A 19,773-nucleotide genomic window follows, 5' to 3' on the forward strand; every position below is an offset into this window, starting at 1 on the left:
GTCATAGTAGCGGGCTTTATGACACCGGTCATAGGGTGGGTGCCGAAGTGTCGAGACGGAGGTCACGATGGCGGTGCCCGACCGCGGGCCACGCGAGCGGATGGTCTTCAGCGCGGCCCAGCTGATCCGGCGCGACGGGGTCACCGCGACAGGTATGCGCGACGTCGCCGCGCACGCGCGGGCGCCGCGCGGCTCGCTCCAGCACTACTTCCCCGGCGGCAAGGAACAGCTCGTCAACGAGGCGGTGGAGTGGGCCGGCCGGTACGCCGCCAACCGGATCGCCCGTTTCCTCGCCTCGATGGCCGAGCCGACACCGAGCGGGCTGTTCGCCGAGATGGTCCGGCAGTGGACGGACGAATACGCCAGAACCGGCTTCGAGGGCGGCTGTCCGGTGGCCGCGGCGGCCGTGGACTGCGCACAGTCCACCGACTCCACGCGCGCGGCGGCCGCGGCGGCGTTCGCCCACTGGACGCGCCCGGTCGCCGAGGCGCTGACGGGCATGGGAGTCCCGGCGGCCCGGGCGGAACCGCTCGCGACGCTCATGATCAGCGCCCTGGAGGGCGCCCTGCTGATCGCCCGCGCCGAACGGGACGAGCGGGCCCTGACGACCGTGGTGCGGGAACTCGGACCGCTGCTCGACGCGAGCGTCGACGACGGCACCCCTGGGCGGCCCTAGGCAGTCCCGGGGCCCCGCTGCACGAGCATCATGGCCATGTCGTCGTTGAGCAGGCCGCCCGCGTAAGCCCGGAGGTCGGTGGTGATCTCCCTCAGGAGCGGCCCGGGGGCCTGGTCGTTCCACCGCACGACGCGTTCGGCAAGCGGGTAGAACGTGCCCTCGCCGTCGCGGGTCTCGGTGACGCCGTCGGTGTAGAGGAGGATCCTGTCCCCCTCGTGGAAGGGGAAGGTCGCCGCCGTGTACGTGCTGTCGGACATGGCTCCGAGGCCGAGCGGCGGGGCGGGTTCGGTCACATGGAGCGCGGTGGCGGTCCCGGTCGCCCGGCGCAACAGCAGCGGCGGCGGATGGCCGCAGCTGATCATGTGGACCACCGGCTCGTCGTCCGGGATGTCGAGCACGACGGCGGTCACGAAGCGTTCCGCGGCGTCGGGCTCGCATTGCGAGAATTCCGCGAGGCCCCAGCGGACGGCGTCCTCGACGTAGGCGACCAGTTCCGTCAGCGGCATCTGCCGGTGGGCCGCGGCGCGGAAGGCACCCAGCACGATCGCCGTGTCGCTGATGGACGCGAGGCCCTTGCCGCGCACGTCTCCCATGATCAGGCGGGTGGAGTCGGTGGTGCGGGCCGCGGCGTAGAGATCGCCGCCCATGTAGGTGTCGGCCTCGGCACTGTGGTACTCCGCGGCGAGGGACACCGGCCCGGCCCGCTCCGGGAGCGGGCGCAGGACGACGCGCTGAGCGGTGTCGGAGACCGCGCGCGCTCTGACGAGTTCCCGATGGTGCCGGTCCCGCAGGTGGGTGAAGGCGACCAGGAGGACGGAGAGCACGGCGAGTGAAGCGAGTTCGACCAGCACGCTCTCGGTGATCAGGGTCCGCCGCTCCGCCCCCGCGGCGATCAGCGCGAGGACGGCGAGGGCGCCGATCAGCGCCGTGGGCCGTGGACCGGCACCGATGGCGGTCACCGCGGTGGCGACGACCAGGAGATGGGCGAGATGGATGTCCGGCGGCAGGAACGCGTCGGCCGCCGGGATGGAGACGATCAAGACCAGGGGGATGACCAGGAAGAGCGGGTGCGGCGCTGCCCGGCGCCAGACCTGGAGGATCCTGGTCGCGGATGTAGTGATGGTCGCAGCGCTCATTCCTGCTCCGGACGGTGGCGGCATGGTGGGGGGCACGGCACTGGGGGAGCCGCGGTGGGGGATCAGGGTGCCGCCGACACCACATCCCTCAGCGGTGTCAACAGATCGGGGCTGCGCTCTATGCCGGGCCGGGCGAGCACGCCGGATACCGAGTCGGACCTCTCACAGGCATCCGAGTGACTGATACACCGCGCGGGTCGTGGCGGCGATCTGCGACCAGGTGCGGTCGCGGGCGACGATGCCGAAGCGGGCGCGCGGAGCGCTGCCGTCGGACGGGGGCTGAAGGAAGACGGGATCAACGACGTCCGGGACGACACGTACCCGCCCCACGGGCACCCCGCGCGCGACGATGTCGGCCTTCAGCGCCTCGCTCGGAGCCAGTACGGTGTCGGCCTCGCGCAGGCAGTACGTCTCCGACGGGTGCAGGGTGGGGCGCGGTTCGTCGGCGCCCGAACGTCCGGGGGTCCGTGCCGGCCAGGGTTCCGCCGGTAGGCTGCGCACCTCGTAGACCACGGGCAGCCCGTAGGTCTCGCGCAGGGCCAGCGCCACCCGGCCGTTGCCGTGGTCGCTCGCCGCGTGCAGCACCGAGGGCCGCAGTCGCTCGACGAGCCGCGCCGCCAGTTCGGTGTTGCGCGCGAGGAGCGGGCCGTCGCCGTGGGGCAGCCACCGGGGCAGGAGTCGGTGCTGGGGCACTCCGTCCAGCAGATCGAGCGACCGCGCGTCGAACACACCGTGGGTGACCGGGAATCCGATGCGCGTCACCACGTGCGGATCGAGCCCCGCCTCCGACTGCGCCCGGGCGAGCGCCTGGGTGCGCAGGGTGTAGCCCGTGCGCTGGTGCGGCAGTCCGTCGGTGACCAGGTGCAGCACGCGTCCGGGCACGGGCCGGATCGGGCGCCCGGCCGGTGCCGGTACGGGTGCGGAGGACGGCTCGGCCGACGGCCCGGACGGGCGCGCCCGGGCGGCGAGGACGGAGGCGGCCAGGGTGAGGGCATGTACGGGACGACGGGACGGACGACGGGGCATGCGGCCAGGCTAGGGTGCGCGGGTGACAGCCGGGTCGCACGGGGTGCGGGCCACTCGGACGGCGGGCGCACGGTGCGCGGGCCGGGGCGGTCCGGGCGCGGGGGCACGGTGGGTGCGCGGGCGCTCGCCGCAGCAGCGGCGAGCGTGGCGCGTCCGAGTCCCCGAACCGCCGGCGCGGTCGGGGACTCGGACGCGCGGGGCTCAGGCCGTGACCGTCTCCCGGCTCGCTGCCTCGCCCGCCGGGCGCTCGCCGAGCCGTTCCGTCGGCACCTTGTGCGTCTCGCGGGCGGTGAGCGCGGCCACGACCGGCGGGACGCACAGGGCCGCGGTGAACAGGGCCACCGAGGACCAGTCGGTGCCGTCCGGCCCGGCGATCTCGGCGGCGAACGTCACCGCGAACCCGGCGACCGCGAAGCCGATCTGTGTGCCGATCGCCATGCCCGACATCCGGACCCGGGTGGAGAACATCTCACCGTAGAAGGAGGGCCACACGCCGTTCGCGGCGCTGTAGACGACACCGAAGGCGACGATCCCGGTCAGCAGGATCAGCGGGTAGGAGCCGCTGGAGATCGCCCACAGGTAGAGGAACATCGTCACCGCGCTGCCCACGGCACCGATGAGGTACACCGGGCGGCGGCCGATGCGGTCGGACAGTGCCGCCCACAGCGGGATCGCGGCAAGGGCGACGAGATTGGCGAGCGCGCCCACCCACAGCATGGAGGAGCGGGACACGCCCACCGCGTCGCTCGTCGCGTACGCCAGCGCCCAGACCGTGAAGATGGTGCTCACCGAGGCGATGAGGGCGCCCGCGATCACCCGCAGTACGTCCGCCCAGTGCTCGCGCAGCAGCACCGCCAGCGGCAGCCGGGCAGGCCCCTCGGCGCCGGCCTGCCGGGCGAAGGCCGGTGTCTCCGCGAGCCTGCGGCGGATGACATAGCCGACGACGGCCACGGCGACGCTCAGCCAGAACGGGAGGCGCCAGCCCCAGGACAGCAACTGCCTCTCCGGGAGCGCGGCGACCGGCAGGAAGACGAGCGTGGCGATGAGCTGGCCGCCCTGGGTGCCGCTGAGCGTGAAGCTGGTGAAGAACCCGCGCCGGTGCGGGGGCGCGTGCTCCAGGCTCATGGAACTGGCGCTCGCCTGTTCGCCGGCCGCCGAGATCCCCTGGAGGACGCGGCACAGCACCAGCAGGACGGGGGCCAGGGTGCCGACCTCGGCGCGGGTGGGCAGACAGCCGATGAGGAACGTCGACAGGCCCATCAGGACCAGCGTGAACACCATGATCTTCTTACGGCCGACCCGGTCGCCGTAGTGGCCGAGGAACAGCGCGCCGAGGGGACGGGCCGCGTACGCGACACCGAAGGTGGCCAGCGACAGCAGGGTCGCGGTGGCCGGGTCGGAGGCGTCGAAGAAGACCTTCGGGAAGATCAGCGCGGCCGCGCTGCCGTAGATGAAGAAGTCGTAGTACTCCAGGGCGCTGCCGATCCAGGCGGCCGTCGCGGCCTTCCTCGGCTGGCCGGGCGGGGCGGCGGCGTCGTCGGGCGGGGCGGGGACGGACACGACGGGCTCCTTCGAGGGACTCCGACCGTAGACGAACGGGTGGAGTGAGCGGATGGGTGAGCGGGTGAGGAGAGGCGCCGGATTCGGCTAATTAACCCACTGGATAGTTAGTAGCGGTGGGTGGGATGTTGCGCCCGCGTTTCCCCGGTGTCAAGAGGTCGCGCCCGGACAGCCGGTGCGGCGGTCAGTCCTCCGTGCGGTCCGCCGTCAGATACGCGATCACCATGTCCCCGAGCATCCGGCGGTAGTGTTCGCGCTGGTCGGCGGCGACCAGGTCCCGGCCGAACAGGGCGCCGAAGGTGTGCCGGTTGGCGACCCGGAAGAAGCAGAACGAGCTGATCAGGGCGTGCAGGTCGACGGCGTCGACGTCGGCCGTGAACAGCCCGGACTTCCGGCCCGCCGCGAGGATGCGGCCGGTCACCTCCAGGGCCGGCGAGCCGATCGTCCCCAACTCCTCGGAGGCGGCGATGTGCTCGGCGCCGTGGATGTTCTCGATGCTGACCAGGCGGATGAAGTCGGGGTGCTGCTCGTGGTGGTCGAAGGTGACCTCGGCGAGCCGGCGGATGGCCGCGACCGGGTCCAGGTGCTCGACGTCCAGCTCCTGCTCGGCCTGGCGGATCACCCCGTAGGCCCGCTCCAGGACGGCCGTGAACAGCTGCTCCTTGCCGCCGAAGTAGTAGTAGATCATCCGCTTGGTGGTACGGGTGCGGGCGGCGATCTCGTCGACGCGCGCCCCGTCGTACCCGGCGCGGGCGAACTCCTGGGTGGCCACGTCGAGGATCTCGGCCCTCGTGCGGGCGGCGTCGCGGATGCGGCCGTTCGGTCGTGCCGGTTCGTCGACGCTGGTCATGGAGTTCCTTGGGGCGAGGGAAGGGCAGTCTGACTCGTTCGCGTGCCCGCGATTGTAGAAGCCCGGTCGCCCTCCGTTCCGGTCGCCCTCCGTTCCCCGCAGGGCTTCCGCCGGCCCGGTGGCGGCTGCTATGACTAACGTACTAGTTCGTACATTACTGCCAGGAGGACGCCGGTGCCCAAGGACTCGTATCTCGTCGGTCTCATCGGTTCGGGCATCGGTCCCTCGCTCAGCCCCGCCCTGCACGAGAGGGAGGCCGACCGGCAGGGCCTGCGCTACCTGTACCGACTGATCGACCTCGACCGTCTCGGAGCCGGTCCGGCAGCCGTGGGCGAGCTCGTCGGGGCCGCCCGAGACCTGGGCTTCGACGGGCTCAACATCACCCATCCGTGCAAGCAGCTGGTCATCCCGAACCTCGACGCGCTCGCCCCGCAGGCCGAGGCACTCGGCGCCGTGAACACCGTCGTCTTCGAGGACGGTCGGGCCGTCGGCCACAACACGGACATCACCGGCTTCGCCGCGTCCTTCGCCCGAGGGCTGCGCGACGCCTCACTGGACCGCGTGGTGCAGCTCGGCGCGGGCGGCGCGGGCGCGGCCGTCGCGCACGCCCTGCTGACGCTCGGCGCCGGTCACGTCACCGTCGTCGACGCCCTGCCCGAGCGCGCCGCCGACCTCGCCGCCTCCCTGGGCCGGCACTTCGGCGCCGAGCGCGCGGCCGGAGCCGGCCTCGACGCGCTGCCGGTGGCCCTGACGGGCGCCGACGGCCTCGTGCACGCGACGCCCACCGGCATGGCCGCCCACCCCGGGCTGCCGCTCCCGGCCCGGCTGCTCCACCCCGGGCTGTGGGTCGCCGAGGTGGTCTACCGCCCGCTGGAGACCGAACTGCTGCGCACCGCCCGCGCGCTCGGCTGCGCCACGCTCGACGGCGGCGGCATGGCCGTCTTCCAGGCGGCCGACGCGTTCCGCCTGTTCACCGGGCGGGAACCGGACAGCACGCGCATGCTCACGGACATCACCGAACTGGCCGGGGCCACGGCCGCCCGTCAGTAGGGAAGGACCCCTGGTGCGTACCTCCATCGCCACCGTCTCGATCGGCGGATCCCTCACCGAGAAGCTCACCGCCGCGGCCCGCGCCGGGTTCGACGGGATCGAGATCTTCGAGAACGACCTGCTCGCCAGCCCGCTGAGCCCCGAGGAGATCCGGGCCCGCTGCGCCGACCTCGGCCTGAGCATCGACCTCTACCAGCCCATGCGGGACATCGAGGCCGTGCAGGCCGAGGAGTTCGAGCGCAATCTGCGCCGGGCCCGCCACAAGTTCCAGCTCATGAACCGGCTCGGCGCGGACACGGTCCTGGTCTGCTCCAGCGTCTGTCCGCACGCCGAGGACGACGACGCTCTCGCCGCCTGGCATCTGCGCCGACTCGCCGATCTCGCCCAGGAGTTCGGGATCCGAGTCGCCTACGAGGCACTGGCCTGGGGCCGGCACGTGAGCACATACGACCACGCGTGGCGCGTCGTCGAGGCCGCGGACCACCCGGCGCTCGGCGTCTGCCTGGACAGCTTCCACATCCTCGCCCGGGGCAGTGACCCGAAGGGCATCGAGGACATCCCCGGCGAGAAGATCTTCTTCCTGCAACTGGCGGACGCCCCGCTGATGGCGATGGACGTCCTGCAGTGGAGCCGCCACTACCGCTGCTTCCCCGGCCAGGGGGGCTTCGACCTCGCCGGGCTCCTCACCCATGTGGTGCGCGCCGGCTACACCGGCCCGCTGTCCCTGGAGGTCTTCAACGACGTCTTCCGCCAGGCCGAGGCCGCCCCCACCGCCGTGGACGCCCGCCGTTCGCTGCTCGTCCTCCAGGAGGCGACCGGACTCGCGGCCCCGCCCCCGCCCGTGGTGCCGACCGGTGTCGCCTTCGCGGAACTCGTCACCCCGGACGTCGACCCGGTCTCCGCGGTCCTCGGCGCGCTAGGGTTCGCCCGCACGGCCCGGCACCGGACGAAACCCGTCGACCTGTGGGAGCAGGGCGCCGCCCGCGTCCTCGTCAACACCGGCCCGGCCGCACGCCGTGACGGCACCGCCCTCGCCGCCATCGGCCTGGAGTCCCCGGACCCGGAAGGAGCCGCCCGGCGCGCCGAAGCACTGCTCGCCCCGGTCCTGCCACGCCGCCGCGCCCCGCAGGACGCGCCGCTGGAGGCGGTGTCCGCGCCCGACGGCACGGAGCTGTTCTTCTGCGCCGCCGGACGATCCCGACTCCCCGACTGGCGTGAGGACTTCGAGGACGTCCCGCACGAGGCCCCGGCCTCCGGCATCGACCGCGTCGACCATCTCGCCCTCACCCAGCCCTGGCACCAGTTCGACGAGGCGGCCCTCTTCCACCGCAGCGTGCTCGGGCTGGCCGCCCAGGAAAGCGTCGACGTCGCCGACCCCTACGGACTGCACCGCAGCCGCGCGGTCACCAACGCCGACGGCAGCGTGCGCATCGCCCTGAGCATCGGGCCCGCCCCGAACGACGACGGCGCCCGAGCCCAGCACATCGCGCTCGCCACCGAAGACGTGGTCACGGCGGCCCGCCGCTTCCGCCAGGCGGGCGGCCGGCTCCTCGAGGTGCCCGCCAACTACTACGACGACCTGGCGGCCCAGTACGACTTGACCGACGGCGAGCTGGAGACGTACCGCGACCTCGGCATCCTCTACGACCGCGACGCGGACGGCGCCTTCCTGCACTGCTACACGCACACCGTAGGCCGCGTCTTCTTCGAACTGGTCCAACGGGACGGCGGCTACCGGGGGTACGGCGCCAGGAACGCACCGGTTCGGCTGGCGGCGCAGCACGCGAGCCGGCCGGTGCGTTGAGAGACCGTGCTGACTAGAACGGACCTGGGGTCGCGGACGCCCCGGTCGTGTTCCACTCCGCGATCACGGGCCGGCCGTGCTCGGTGGAGAGCCGGCTGAGCGTGCCCGTGGCGAGTTGGAACAGCCGCCCCTCGGCCGCCGAGAGGCCGAGGTGCCGCGCGGTGAGGACGCGCAGGAAGTGGGCGTGGGCCACGAGGATCACGTCGCCCTCGGCGAGGTCGGGCGCGATGCGGGCCAGTACCCGGTCCGCACGTGCCCCGACCTCGTCCGGCGACTCACCGGGGTGACCGGGCGGGCCCTGGGGGACGCCGTCGGTCCACAGGTACCAGTCGGGGCGGGTGCGGTGGATCTCGACGGTGGTGATGCCCTCGTAGCCGCCGTAGTCCCATTCGTGCAGGTCCGGGTCGGGGACGGCGCCGGAGAGTCCGGCGAGTTCGGCCGTGCGTATCGCGCGGCCGAGGGGGCTGGTGAGGATGCGCGCGAAGGTGCGTCCGGCGAGCAGCGGGGCGAGGGACTTGGCCTGTTCCTCGCCCCGCTGGGTGAGCGGGAGGTCGGTGAAGCTGGTGTGCTGCCCCGAGACGCTCCACTCGGTTTCGCCGTGGCGGACCAGCAGGAGGTCGCCCACGGCTCGTTACTCCTTCGCGGACTCGACCGCGTGGCCGCCGAACTGGTTGCGCAGCGCCGCGATCATCTTCATCTGGGGGGAGTCGTCCTGCCGCGAGGCGAACCGGGCGAACAGGGACGCCGTGATCGCCGGGAGCGGGACGGCGTTGTCGATGGCGGCCTCGACGGTCCAGCGGCCCTCGCCGGAGTCCTCGGCGTAGCCGCGCAGCTTGTCCAGGTGCTCGTCCTCGTCCAGGGCGTTGACCGCGAGGTCGAGCAGCCAGGAGCGGATGACGGTGCCCTCCTGCCAGGAGCGGAAGACCTCGCGGACGTTGTCCACGGACTTGATCTTCTCCAGCAGCTCCCAGCCCTCGGCGTAGGCCTGCATCATGGCGTACTCGATGCCGTTGTGGACCATCTTCGAGAAGTGGCCGGCGCCGACCCTGCCCGCGTGGACGTAGCCGTACGGCCCCTCCGGCTTGAGCGCGTCGAAGATCGGCTGGAGCCGGTCGACGTGCTCCTTGTCGCCCCCGACCATCAGCGCGTAGCCGTTCTCCAGGCCCCACACACCGCCGGAGACGCCCGCGTCGATGAAGCCGATGCCCTTGATGCCGAGTTCGGTGGCGTGCTTCTCGTCGTCCGTCCAGCGGGAGTTGCCGCCGTCCACCACGATGTCGCCGGGGGAGAGCAGGGCGGCGAGTTCGTCGATGACGGACTGGGTGGCGGCGCCGGCCGGGACCATCACCCAGATCACGCGCGGGGCCTCGAGCTTCTCGACGAGCTCGCCCAGGCTCTTGACGTCGGAGACCTCGGGGTTGCGGTCGTAGCCGACGACGGTGTGGCCGGCGCGGCGGATCCGCTCGCGCATGTTGCCGCCCATCTTGCCGAGACCGATGAGTCCGAGCTGCATGTCAGTTCACTTCTTCCTGAGCGTTCTTGAGCGTGCGGTAGGCGGCCACGAGGGCGGCGGTGGACGGGTCGAGGCCGGGGACGTCGGCGCCCCGGGTGAGGGCGGGCTCGACGCGCTTGGCGAGCACCTTGCCGAGTTCGACACCCCACTGGTCGAAGGAGTCGATGTTCCAGATCGCGCCCTGCACGAACACCTTGTGCTCGTAGAGGGCGATGAGCTGGCCGAGGACCGACGGGGTCGGCTCGGTGGCCAGGATCGTGGTGGTGGGGTGGTTGCCCTTGAAGGTGCGGTGCGGCACCTGCTCCTCGGGCACGCCCTCCGCGCGCACCTCCTCCTCCGTCTTGCCGAAGGCGAGCGCCTGGCCCTGCGCGAACAGGTTGGCCATCAGCAGGTCGTGCTGAGCCTTGAGCTCGTCGCTCAGCTCGGCGACCGGGTTCGCGAAGCCGATGAGGTCGGCCGGGATCAGCTTGGTGCCCTGGTGGATGAGCTGGTAGTAGGCGTGCTGCCCGTTGGTGCCCGGGGTGCCCCACACCACGGGGCCGGTCTGCCACTGCACCGGGTGCCCGTCGCGGTCCACCGACTTGCCGTTGGACTCCATGTCCAGCTGCTGGAGATAGGCGGTGAACTTGGACAGGTAGTGCGAGTACGGCAGCACCGCGTGCGACTGGGCGTCGAAGAAGTTGCCGTACCAGACGCCCAGCAGACCGAGCAGCAGCGGTGCGTTGGCCTCAGCCGGCGCGTTGCGGAAGTGCTCGTCGACGATGCGGAAACCGTCCAGCATCTCCCGGAACCGCTCGGGACCGATCGCGATCATCAGCGACAGTCCGATGGCCGAGTCGTACGAGTAGCGGCCGCCGACCCAGTCCCAGAACTCGAACATGTTGTCAGGGTCGATACCGAACTCGGTGACCTTCCCGGCGTTCGTCGACAGGGCGACGAAGTGCTTGGCGACCGCCTTTTCGTCGTCCTCGAACGCCGCGAGCAGCCAGGACCGGGCCGAGGTCGCGTTCGTGATCGTCTCGATCGTGGTGAACGTCTTCGACGCGACGATGAACAGCGTCTCCGCCGGGTCCAGGTCCCGCACAGCCTCGTGCAGGTCGGCACCGTCCACGTTCGACACGAACCGGAACGTCATCTCCCGCGCGGTGTAGGCGCGCAGCGCCTCGTACGCCATCGCGGGGCCCAGATCGGAACCGCCGATGCCGATGTTGACGACGTTCTTGATGCGCTTGCCGGTGTGACCTGTCCACTCGCCGGAGCGGACCCGGTCGGCGAAGTCGGTCATCTTGTCGAGCACCGCGTGCACCTTGGGCACCACGTTCTCGCCGTCGACCTCGATCACCGCGTCACGCGGAGCGCGCAGCGCGGTGTGCAGCACGGCCCGGCGCTCCGTGGTGTTGATCTTCTCGCCGCGGAACATGGCGTCGCGCAGCCCGAACACGTCGGTGGCGGTGGCCAGTTCCTGGAGCAGCGCCAGGGTCTCGTCGGTGATCAGGTGCTTGGAGTAGTCGATGCGCAGATCACCGACGCGCACGACGTAGCGTTCCGCACGCCCGGGGTCCTGGTCGAACAGGTCCCGCAGGTGCGCGTGCCACTGGGCACGGTGGTCCTCCAGTTCGGCCCACTCGGGCCGCCGGGTGAGCCTCGGGCTGTCAGACATGAGCGGCACCCTCCTCGGCACCGTCGCCGCCGCGCAGGGCGATGGCGTACATCTCGTCCGCGTCGAGGCGGCGCAGCTCCTCGGCGATCAGTTCGGAGGTCGCGCGCACCTTCAGCGCCAGGGTGCGCGAGGGCTGACCCGGGAGGGTGAGCGTGGCCAGCGGGCCCTCGGGGCGGTCGATGACGATCTCGCCCTTGTCGGTGCCCAGCCGGACGGCCGTGACGACCGGTCCCGCGGTGACGACCCGGTCCACGGACACCTTCAGGCGGGCCTCCAGCCAGCGGGCCAGCAGCTCGGCGGCCGGGTTCTCCGCCTCGGCCTCCACGGCCGCGGAGATGATCTTCGTGCGGGCCTGGTCGAGCGCGGCGGCCAGCATCGACCGCCACGGCGTCAGCCGGGTCCAGGCGAGGTCGGTGTCGCCCGGCGCGTAGGAGGCGACCCGGGCCTGCAGCACGCGCTGCGGGTCCTCGACGGCGTACAGGTCGGTGATGCGGCGCTGGGCGAGGGCGCCCAGCGGGTCCTTGGCGGGGTTGTCCGGCGCGTCCACCGGCCACCAGACGACGACGGGCGCGTCGGGCAGCAGGAGCGGCAGGACCACCGAGTCGGCGTGGTCGGACACCTCGCCGTACAGCCGCAGCACGACCGTCTCGCCGGTGCCGGCGTCGGCGCCCACCCGGACCTCGGCGTCCAGGTGCGACCGGGTGCGGTCGCGCGGGGTGCGGGCCTGACGCTTGATGACCACCAGGGTCCGCGAGGGGTGCTCGTGCGAGGCGTCCTCGGCCGCCTTCATCGAGTCGTAGGCGTTCTCCTCGTCGGTCACGATGACCATGGTCAGTACCATGCCCACGGCGGGGGTGCCGAGGGCGCGGCGGCCCTGCACCAGCGCCTTGTTGATCTTGCTTGCCGTGGTGTCGGTCAGGTCGATCTTCATGGCCTGCGCCAGCTCCGTCCGTCTCGTGCGAGCATCTCGTCGGCTTCCCCGGGACCCCAGCTGCCCGAGGCGTACTGCGCGGGCTTGCCGTGCGTCGCCCAGTACTCCTCGATCGGGTCGAGGATCCTCCAGGACTCCTCCACTTCCTCCGTACGGGGGAACAGGTTGGCGTCGCCGAGCAGTACGTCCAGGATCAGCCGTTCGTACGCCTCCGGGCTGGACTCGGTGAACGACTCGCCGTAGGCGAAGTCCATCGAGACGTCCCGGATCTCCATCGACGTACCCGGCACCTTGGAACCGAAGCGAACGGTCATCCCCTCATCGGGCTGCACCCGGATGACGATCGCGTTCTGGCCCAGTTCCTCGGTGGCCGTGGTGTCGAAGGGGGAGTGCGGGGCCCGCTGGAAGACGACCGCGATCTCGGTCACCCGGCGGCCCAGCCGCTTGCCCGTCCTGAGGTAGAAAGGCACGCCCGCCCAGCGGCGGTTGTCGACCTCCAGCTTGATCGCCGCGTAGGTGTCCGTGGTGGACGCGGGGTCGATGCCCTCCTCCTGGAGATAGCCGTGCACCTTCTCGCCGCCCTGCCACGCGGCCGCGTACTGGCCGCGCACGGTGTGCGCCCCGAGGTCCTCCGGCAGCTTCACCGACTTCAGGACCTTCATCTTCTCGGTGACCAGCGACCCGGCGTCGAAGGCGATGGGCTCCTCCATGGCCGTCAGGGCCATCAGCTGGAGCAGGTGGTTCTGGATCACGTCGCGGGCGGCGCCGATGCCGTCGTAGTAGCCGGCGCGGCCGCCGATGCCGATGTCCTCGGCCATGGTGATCTGCACATGGTCCACGAAGGACCGGTTCCAGATCGGCTCGTACATCTGGTTCGCGAAGCGCAGCGCCAGAATGTTCTGGACCGTCTCCTTGCCCAGGTAGTGGTCGATGCGGAACACCTGGTCCGGCTCGAACACCCCGTGCACGATCCGGTTCAGCTCGCGGGCGCTCGCCAGGTCGTGGCCGAACGGCTTCTCGATGACCGCGCGCCGCCAGGAACCCTCGGGGGCGTCGGCGAGGCCGTGCTTCTTCAGCTGCTGGACGACCTTCGGGAAGAACTTCGGCGGCACCGACAGGTAGAACGCGTAGTTGCCGCTGGTGCCCCGGGAGGCGTCCAACTCGTCGACGGCGGACTTCAGCTGCTTGAACGCGGTGTCGTCGTCGAAGTCGCCCGGGATGAACCGCATGCCCTCGGCGAGCTGCTGCCAGACCTCCTCGCGGAAGGGCGTACGGGCGTGCTCGCGCACCGCGTCGTGCACCACCTGCGCGAAGTCCTGGTCGGCCCAGTCACGCCGGGCGAACCCGACGAGCGAGAAGCCCGGCGGCAGCAGACCGCGGTTGGCCAGGTCGTAGACCGCCGGCATCAGCTTCTTGCGGGACAGGTCGCCGGTGACACCGAAGATGACCAGTCCGGAAGGGCCCGCGATACGGGGCAGACGGCGGTCCCGGGGGTCGCGGAGCGGGTTGTCCCAGGCGGACGAACCGCTGTCCGGAGGGGTGAGGGCGGCTTCGAGCACCAGCGTGCTCTCGGCCGGAGCCACGCCCTGTGCCATGGTCTCGTCGCTCATTCCGCGTCAACTCCCTTGCTGTTCAGGGACTTCGTCACGGCGTCCAGCAGGTCCTGCCAGGCCGTCTCGAACTTCGCGACGCCCTCGTCCTCGAGCTGCTTCACGACCTCGTCGTAGGAGATCCCGAGCCGCTCCACGGCCGCGAGGTCGGCGCGGGCCTGCTCGTAGCCGCCGGTCACGGTGTCGCCCTGGATGTCGCCGTGGTCGGCGGTGGCCTTCAGGGTGGCCTCCGGCATGGTGTTGACCGTGCCCGGCGCGACCAGTTCGTCGACGTACAGGGTGTCCTTGTACGCCGGGTCCTTCACGCCGGTGGAGGCCCACAGCGGGCGCTGCCTGTTTGCGCCCCCGCTCTCCAGCGCGCTCCACCGCTCGGAGGCGAACGTCTTCTCATAAGCCTCGTACGCGAGCCGTGCGTTCGCGAGCGCGGCCCGGCCCTTGAGAGCCAGGGCCTCGTCGGTGCCGAGCTTCGTCAGGCGCTTGTCGATCTCGGTGTCGACGCGGGAGACGAAGAAGGAGGCGACGGAGTGGATGGCCGACAGGTCGAGGCCGGCCGCCCGGGCCTTCTCCAGGCCGCCGAGGTAGGCGTCCATGACCTCGCGGTAGCGCTCCAGGGAGAAGATCAGCGTCACGTTGACGCTGATGCCCTGGCCGATGACCTCGGTGATGGCCGGCAGGCCCGCCTCGGTCGCCGGAATCTTGATCATCACGTTGGGGCGGTCGACGAGCCAGGCGAGCTGCTTGGCCTCGGCGATGGTCGCCGCCGTGTTGTGGGCGAGGCGCGGGTCGACCTCGATGGAGACCCGGCCGTCCCGGCCGTCCGTGGCGTCGTACACGGGCCGCAGGATGTCGGCGGCGGCCCGGACGTCGGCGGTGGTCATCATGCGGACGGCCTCCTCGACCGTCACCCCGCGCACGGCCAGGTCGGCCAGCTGCTCCTCGTAGCCCTCTCCGGAGCCGATGGCGGCCTGGAAGATGGACGGGTTGGTGGTGACGCCCACCACGTGCCGGGTCTCGATGAGTTCGGCGAGGTTGCCGGACGCGATCCGCTTGCGGGACAGGTCGTCCAGCCAGATCGACACGCCCGCCTCGGACAGGCGCTTCAGGGGCTCCGCTGCTGCGGTTGCTTCGGTCACTGTGATCATCTTCCTTCTGGCGATCGGATCAACCGCGGAGGGCGGCAAGGGATTCCCGGGCGGCGGCGGCCACGTTCTCGGGGGTGAAGCCGAACTCGGCGAAGAGGGTCTTGGCGTCGGCGGAGGCGCCGAAGTGCTCCAGGGACACGATGCGCCCTGCGTCGCCGACGTACCGGTACCAGGTCAGGCCGATACCGGCCTCGACGGCCACCCGGGCCTTCACGGACGGCGGGAGGACACGCTCGCGGTACTCCGCGGGCTGCTCCTCGAACCACTCCACGGACGGCATCGACACCACCCGGGTGCCCACGCCCTCGGCCTCCAGCTGCTCCCGGGCGGCCACGGCGAGATGCACCTCGGAACCGGTGGCGATCAGGATGACGTCCGGCGTCCCGGTGGAGGACTCCTTCAGGACGTAACCGCCCTTGGCCGCCTCGGGGTTCGGGGCGTACGTCGGCACGCCCTGGCGGGTGAGCGCGAGCCCGTGCGGGGCGGGGTTGGTGGAATGCCGCTTGAGGATCTCGGCCCAGGCGACGGCGGTCTCGTTGGCGTCGGCCGGGCGGACGACGTTCAGGCCCGGGATCGCGCGCAGGGATGCGAGGTGCTCGACCGGCTGGTGGGTGGGGCCGTCCTCACCGAGACCGACGGAGTCGTGCGTCCACACGTACGTCACCGGCAGCTGCATCAGGGCGGACATGCGGACCGCGTTGCGCATGTAGTCCGAGAACACGAGGAACGTGCCGCCGTAGATACGGGTGTTGCCGTGCAGGGCGATGCCGTTCATCTCCGCGGCCATGGAGAACTCGCGGATGCCGAAGTGGACGGTGCGGCCGTACGGGCTCGCCTCCGGCAGCGGGTTGCCCTTCGGCAGGAAGGACGAGGTCTTGTCGATGGTCGTGTTGTTCGACCCGGCGAGGTCGGCGGAGCCGCCCCACAGCTCGGGGATGACCGCACCGAGGGCCTGGAGCACCTTGCCGGAGGCGGCACGCGTGGCGACGGACGCGCCCTCCTCGAACTCCGGAAGCGTCTGCTCCCAGCCGTCGGGGAGCTGCCCGGCCACTACACGGTCGTACAGCTTCGCGCGCTCGGGCTGGGCGCCGCGCCACTCGGCGATCCGCTTGTCCCAGGCGGCGTGCGCCTCGGCACCCCGGTCCAGGGCCTGACGGGTGTGGGCGAGGACCTCGGGGGCCACCTCGAAGGACTTCTCCGGGTCGAAGCCGAGGACGCGCTTGGTGGCGGCGACCTCGTCCGCGCCGAGCGCCGAGCCGTGGGCGGCCTCGGTGTTCTGCGCGTTCGGAGCCGGCCAGGCGATGATCGTGCGCATCGCGATGATCGAGGGGCGCTCGGTCTCGGCCTGTGCCGCCTTCAGCGCCGCGTACAGCGCGTGGACGTCGATGTCGCCGTTCTCGGCGGGCTCGATGCGCTGGGTGTGCCAGCCGTAGGCCTCGTAACGCTTCAGGACGTCCTCGGAGAAGGCCGTCGCGGTGTCGCCCTCGATGGAGATGTGGTTGTCGTCGTACAGGAAGACGAGGTTGCCGAGCTTCTGGTGGCCGGCCATCGAGGAGGCCTCGGCGGAGACGCCCTCCTCCAGGTCGCCGTCGGAGACGATGGCCCAGATCGTGTGGTCGAAGGGGGACTCGCCCGCGGGGGCCTCCGGGTCGAACAGACCGCGCTCGTAGCGGGCGGCCATCGCCATGCCCACCGCGTTTGCGGCACCCTGGCCGAGCGGGCCCGTGGTGGTCTCGACACCGGCCGTGTGCCCGTACTCCGGGTGACCGGGCGTCTTCGAACCGTGGGTCCGGAACGCCTTGAGGTCGTCCAGCTCCAGTTCGTAGCCGGCCAGGAAGAGCTGCGTGTAGAGGGTCAGCGAGGTGTGGCCGGGAGAGAGCACGAAGCGGTCACGGCCCGTCCACTCCGGATCCGCCGGATCATGGCGCATCACCTTGTGAAAGATCGTGTACGCGGCCGGGGCCAGGCTCATCGCGGTGCCCGGGTGGCCGTTGCCGACCTTCTGCACGGCGTCGGCCGCCAGGACGCGGGCGGTGTCGACGGCACGCCGGTCGAGCTCGGTCCATTCGAATCCGTCGGTGCTCTGCGCACTCATCTTCAAGAGTCCTCACTGGATGCGGAATCGCTGGTGGAACGCGTTCAAAACTAAAAGTCTGACTTTTGCCGGGGAAGGTGCGCCTGTGTCAGCCTTCGGTGAAAGTGGGACATCGACAGCGGTACCGAGGCGGCATAAGAAGGACATGGCGGACAGAACCATGCAAGACGACGACGGGATCAGGACATACGCGTTCCCGGTCGACCGAAGCGTCTGCGGCGTCGGTATGCAGGTGGGCCCCATGGAGCCCGGGCGCACCTGGCACGAGGACGCGCCGCTGGACCGTGTCCACCGCATCGATTTCCATGTCCTGATGCTCTTCACTGGCGGCCCCGTGACACACATGGTGGATTTCGCCGAGTACGAGATGACCGACGGCGACCTTCTGTGGATCCGCCCCGGGCAGGTCCACCGCTTCTCCCGGGCGAGCGAGTACCGCGGCACCGTGCTCACCATGCAACCCGGCTTCCTGCCCCGTGCCACGGTGGAGGCCACGGGCCTGTACCGCTACGATTTGCCGCCCCTGCTGCACCCCGACCCGGCCCAGCTCGCCGCGCTCCGGGCGGCCCTCGCCCAGCTCCGGCGCGAGTACGAGGACACCACCACGCTGCCGCTCGGTCTGCACACCGAGGTGCTGCGGCACTCGTTGACCGCGTTCCTGGTACGTCTCGCGCACCTCGCGACCAGCTCCGCCGAGGCGGCCCGCGGCCAGATCGACACCACCTTCACCCGTTTCCGCGACGCGGTCGAGAAGGACTTCGCCACCAACCACAGCGTCAGTGCCTACGCCGACGCCCTCGGCTACTCCCGCCGCACCCTGGTCCGCGCCGTCCGCGCCGCCACCGGTCAGACCCCCAAGGGCTTCATCGACAAGCGCGTGATCCTCGAGGCCAAACGCCTGCTGGCGCACACGGACCTGCCGATAGGCCGCGTCGGCGCCGCCGTCGGCTTTCCCGACGCGGCGAACTTCTCCAAGTTCTTCCATCAGCACACGGACACGACACCGGCGGCGTTCCGGGCGGAGCTGCGCTGAGTTCCGTGCGCGGGAAAGGGGCCCCACGCGCGCGTGGGGCCCCTTTCCCATGGGGGAGGGACGTGGTCAGTGCCCGAAGTCGAACCAGTTCACGTTCACGAAGTCGCCCGGCTGGCCGCTGGTGAAGGTCAGATAGACGTCATGCGTGCCGGTCACGGAAGCGATGTTGGCAGGTACCGTCCTCCAGCTCTGCCATCCGCCCGTGTTGGCCACCGCGAAACTGCCGATCGGTGCGTTGCTCCGGCTGTCGAGGCGCACCTCGACCAGTCCGCTCACCCCGCTCGCCGCGCCGCTCGCGACCCGGCCGTAGAACTGCTTCGCTGCCGTGGAGCCGAAGTCGACGCCCTTGTACAGGGCCCAGTCGCCGTTCGCCAGCGAGCCGATGTCCTGGCCTCCGCCCGTGTCCGAGGTCGTCTCGGTGGCCACGCCGGACTGGCTGTCGTACGACTCGGCCTGGATCGCGCTGTAGGCGTCCCGGTTGCCCGGCGGCGGAGGCGTGGTACCGCTCCCACCACCCGAGGACTGGAGGACCTGCACATAGTCGACCACCATCGGGTGCCCGGGCTGCGTGTCGTTGTCCAGGCCGCCGCCGAGCGCGTCCGGGAAGGCGCCGCCCATCGCCACGTTCAGGATGACGAAGAACCCGTGGTTCGTGGCGTTGGTCCAGGTCGTCGCGTCGACCTGGTTCGCGGTGACCGTGTGGTAGTTGACGCCGTCCACGTAGAAGCGGATCGCTTCCGGGCTCGCCGAGCGGTCCCACTCCATGGTGTAGGTGTGGAAGCCGGACTGGCACGTCGTGTTCGGGCAGGCGGTGGAGTTGCCGATGCCGCTGGTCTCGTTGCACGGGCCGCCCGGGTTGGTGCCGCAGTGCATCGTGGCCCACGTCTTGTTCAGGCCCTGGACGTTCTCCATGATGTCCAGCTCGCCGACACCGGGCCAGTTCTGGTAGTTCCCCCGGTAGGGCGCGCCCAGCATCCAGAAGGCGGGCCAGTAACCCTCGGCGGCGGTGCCGGTCACGTTCGGCATCTGCAGCCGGGCCTCGACGCGCAGCTTGCCGCCGGCCGGCGGCTGGAAGTCGGTGCGGGTGGTCTCGATGCGGCCCGAGGTCCAGTGGCCGGAGGCGTCGCGGCGCGGGGTGATGAGCAGGTTGCCGTTGCCGTCCAGTGAGACGTTGCCGGTGCTGGACGTCATCGTCTCGACCTCGCCGGTGCCCCAGTTGGCGGGACCGCCCGGATACGACGTCCCGGTGTCGTACTGCCAGTTGGACGTGTTGACGCCGGAGCCGGCCGCGCCGTTGAAGTCGTCGAGGAAGACCTGGCTCCAGCCCGACGGGGGAGCGGGAGCGGAGGCGTTGGCGGACGGCGTGGCGAACGTGGCGGCGGCCACGGCCAGCGCCGTCGTGCCGAGGGCGGCGACGAACGCCCGCCTCACACTGCGCCGTCTGCGGGGTATGCCCGGGGAATCGCTCATGGGGGGTGCCTCTCGGGTACGGGGAGTCGATGCGCGGGTGCCTGCCGGAGAGCGCTCGCGGCTCTTTGAGAGCGCTCTCAAGCGATGGTTGCGCGCTCAATGTGCTCTCCGTCACTCCGGTCGTCAAGAGGTGAAGCAGAGAAAGTCCCTCGGATGGAACGGAGTTCAGGGCGTGAAGGGAGGGAGGAAGAAAGGGATGGAGGGATGGATGACGGGA

The 19,773-nt window shown here is 71.0% G+C and carries 16 protein-coding genes; 4 read left to right on the forward strand and 12 right to left on the reverse strand.

The features are described 5' to 3' along the window. The first annotated feature begins 67 nt into the window (after positions 1–67). Complete coding sequence (locus tag N8I84_RS33600; RefSeq protein ID WP_263233217.1) at positions 68–676, forward strand: TetR/AcrR family transcriptional regulator; 609 nt, start codon at positions 68–70, stop codon at positions 674–676. Here N8I84_RS33600 and N8I84_RS33605 read toward each other — a convergent pair. The 4 genes from N8I84_RS33605 to N8I84_RS33620 form a co-directional block, all read right to left on the reverse strand. After that, complete coding sequence (locus N8I84_RS33605) at positions 673–1,812, reverse strand: PP2C family protein-serine/threonine phosphatase (protein WP_263233219.1); 1,140 nt, start codon at positions 1,810–1,812, stop codon at positions 673–675. The genes N8I84_RS33600 and N8I84_RS33605 overlap by 4 nt on opposite strands. A gap of 162 nt (positions 1,813–1,974) precedes the next feature. Beyond that, a complete protein-coding gene (locus tag N8I84_RS33610) occupies positions 1,975–2,838 on the reverse strand; it encodes a glycosyltransferase (RefSeq protein WP_263233220.1) in 864 nt (287 codons plus the stop codon). A gap of 201 nt (positions 2,839–3,039) precedes the next feature. Continuing rightward, positions 3,040–4,398: an MFS transporter gene (locus N8I84_RS33615; RefSeq protein WP_263233222.1), complete on the reverse strand. Its 1,359-nt coding sequence runs from the start codon at positions 4,396–4,398 to the stop codon at positions 3,040–3,042. A gap of 184 nt (positions 4,399–4,582) precedes the next feature. Next, complete coding sequence (locus tag N8I84_RS33620) at positions 4,583–5,248, reverse strand: TetR/AcrR family transcriptional regulator (RefSeq protein ID WP_263233224.1); 666 nt, start codon at positions 5,246–5,248, stop codon at positions 4,583–4,585. 174 nt (positions 5,249–5,422) lie between these two features. On the opposite strand from N8I84_RS33620, the gene N8I84_RS33625 reads away from it, so the two are divergent. After that, a complete protein-coding gene (locus N8I84_RS33625) occupies positions 5,423–6,298 on the forward strand; it encodes a shikimate dehydrogenase (protein ID WP_263233226.1) in 876 nt (291 codons plus the stop codon). 13 nt (positions 6,299–6,311) lie between these two features. Further along, on the forward strand, positions 6,312–8,102 hold the full coding sequence (locus N8I84_RS33630) for a bifunctional sugar phosphate isomerase/epimerase/4-hydroxyphenylpyruvate dioxygenase family protein (RefSeq protein ID WP_263233227.1): 1,791 nt from the start codon (positions 6,312–6,314) through the stop codon (positions 8,100–8,102). A 13-nt stretch (positions 8,103–8,115) separates the two neighbouring features. Here the strand turns inward: N8I84_RS33630 and N8I84_RS33635 are convergent, their stop codons facing one another. The 7 genes from N8I84_RS33635 to tkt are packed head-to-tail and all read right to left on the reverse strand — an operon-like array spanning position 8,116 to position 17,053. Beyond that, entirely contained in the window at positions 8,116–8,727 is a 612-nt protein-coding gene (locus N8I84_RS33635) for a histidine phosphatase family protein (protein WP_263233228.1), read from the reverse strand. Between the two features lie 6 nt (positions 8,728–8,733). Continuing rightward, positions 8,734–9,615, reverse strand: a complete 882-nt coding sequence (gene gnd / locus N8I84_RS33640) for a phosphogluconate dehydrogenase (NAD(+)-dependent, decarboxylating) (protein ID WP_263233230.1) — start codon at positions 9,613–9,615, stop codon at positions 8,734–8,736. Between the two features lies 1 nt (position 9,616). Then, entirely contained in the window at positions 9,617–11,275 is a 1,659-nt protein-coding gene (gene pgi, locus N8I84_RS33645) for a glucose-6-phosphate isomerase (protein WP_263233231.1), read from the reverse strand. Further along, positions 11,268–12,206: a glucose-6-phosphate dehydrogenase assembly protein OpcA gene (gene opcA, locus N8I84_RS33650; RefSeq protein WP_263233233.1), complete on the reverse strand. Its 939-nt coding sequence runs from the start codon at positions 12,204–12,206 to the stop codon at positions 11,268–11,270. The genes pgi and opcA overlap by 8 nt, the downstream gene beginning before the upstream one ends. Further along, positions 12,203–13,816, reverse strand: coding sequence for a glucose-6-phosphate dehydrogenase (gene zwf / locus N8I84_RS33655; RefSeq protein WP_263233235.1), 1,614 nt, complete (start codon positions 13,814–13,816; stop codon positions 12,203–12,205). The genes opcA and zwf overlap by 4 nt, the downstream gene beginning before the upstream one ends. Then, positions 13,813–14,958 (reverse strand): transaldolase, encoded by a 1,146-nt coding sequence (gene tal, locus N8I84_RS33660; protein WP_263233236.1) that lies wholly within the window; start codon positions 14,956–14,958, stop codon positions 13,813–13,815. Before tal ends, zwf begins: the two co-directional genes overlap by 4 nt. A 19-nt stretch (positions 14,959–14,977) precedes the next feature. Beyond that, on the reverse strand, positions 14,978–17,053 hold the full coding sequence (gene tkt, locus N8I84_RS33665) for a transketolase (RefSeq protein ID WP_263233237.1): 2,076 nt from the start codon (positions 17,051–17,053) through the stop codon (positions 14,978–14,980). 145 nt (positions 17,054–17,198) lie between these two features. Here tkt and N8I84_RS33670 point away from each other — a divergent pair, with 145 nt between their 5' ends. Further along, positions 17,199–18,086 carry a helix-turn-helix domain-containing protein gene (locus tag N8I84_RS33670; RefSeq protein ID WP_263233238.1) on the forward strand — a complete coding sequence of 296 codons (888 nt, stop codon included), beginning with the start codon at positions 17,199–17,201 and terminating at the stop codon, positions 18,084–18,086. 66 nt (positions 18,087–18,152) lie between these two features. Here N8I84_RS33670 and N8I84_RS33675 read toward each other — a convergent pair whose 3' ends face one another. Continuing rightward, the gene (locus tag N8I84_RS33675; protein ID WP_263233239.1) at positions 18,153–19,556 is read right to left on the reverse strand and encodes a glycoside hydrolase family 16 protein; all 1,404 of its coding nucleotides are present in this window, start codon (positions 19,554–19,556) and stop codon (positions 18,153–18,155) included. Positions 19,557–19,773 lie beyond the last annotated feature (217 nt).

The organism is Streptomyces cynarae (assembly GCF_025642135.1).
Taxonomy (GTDB): Bacteria; Actinomycetota; Actinomycetes; order Streptomycetales; family Streptomycetaceae; genus Streptomyces; species Streptomyces cynarae.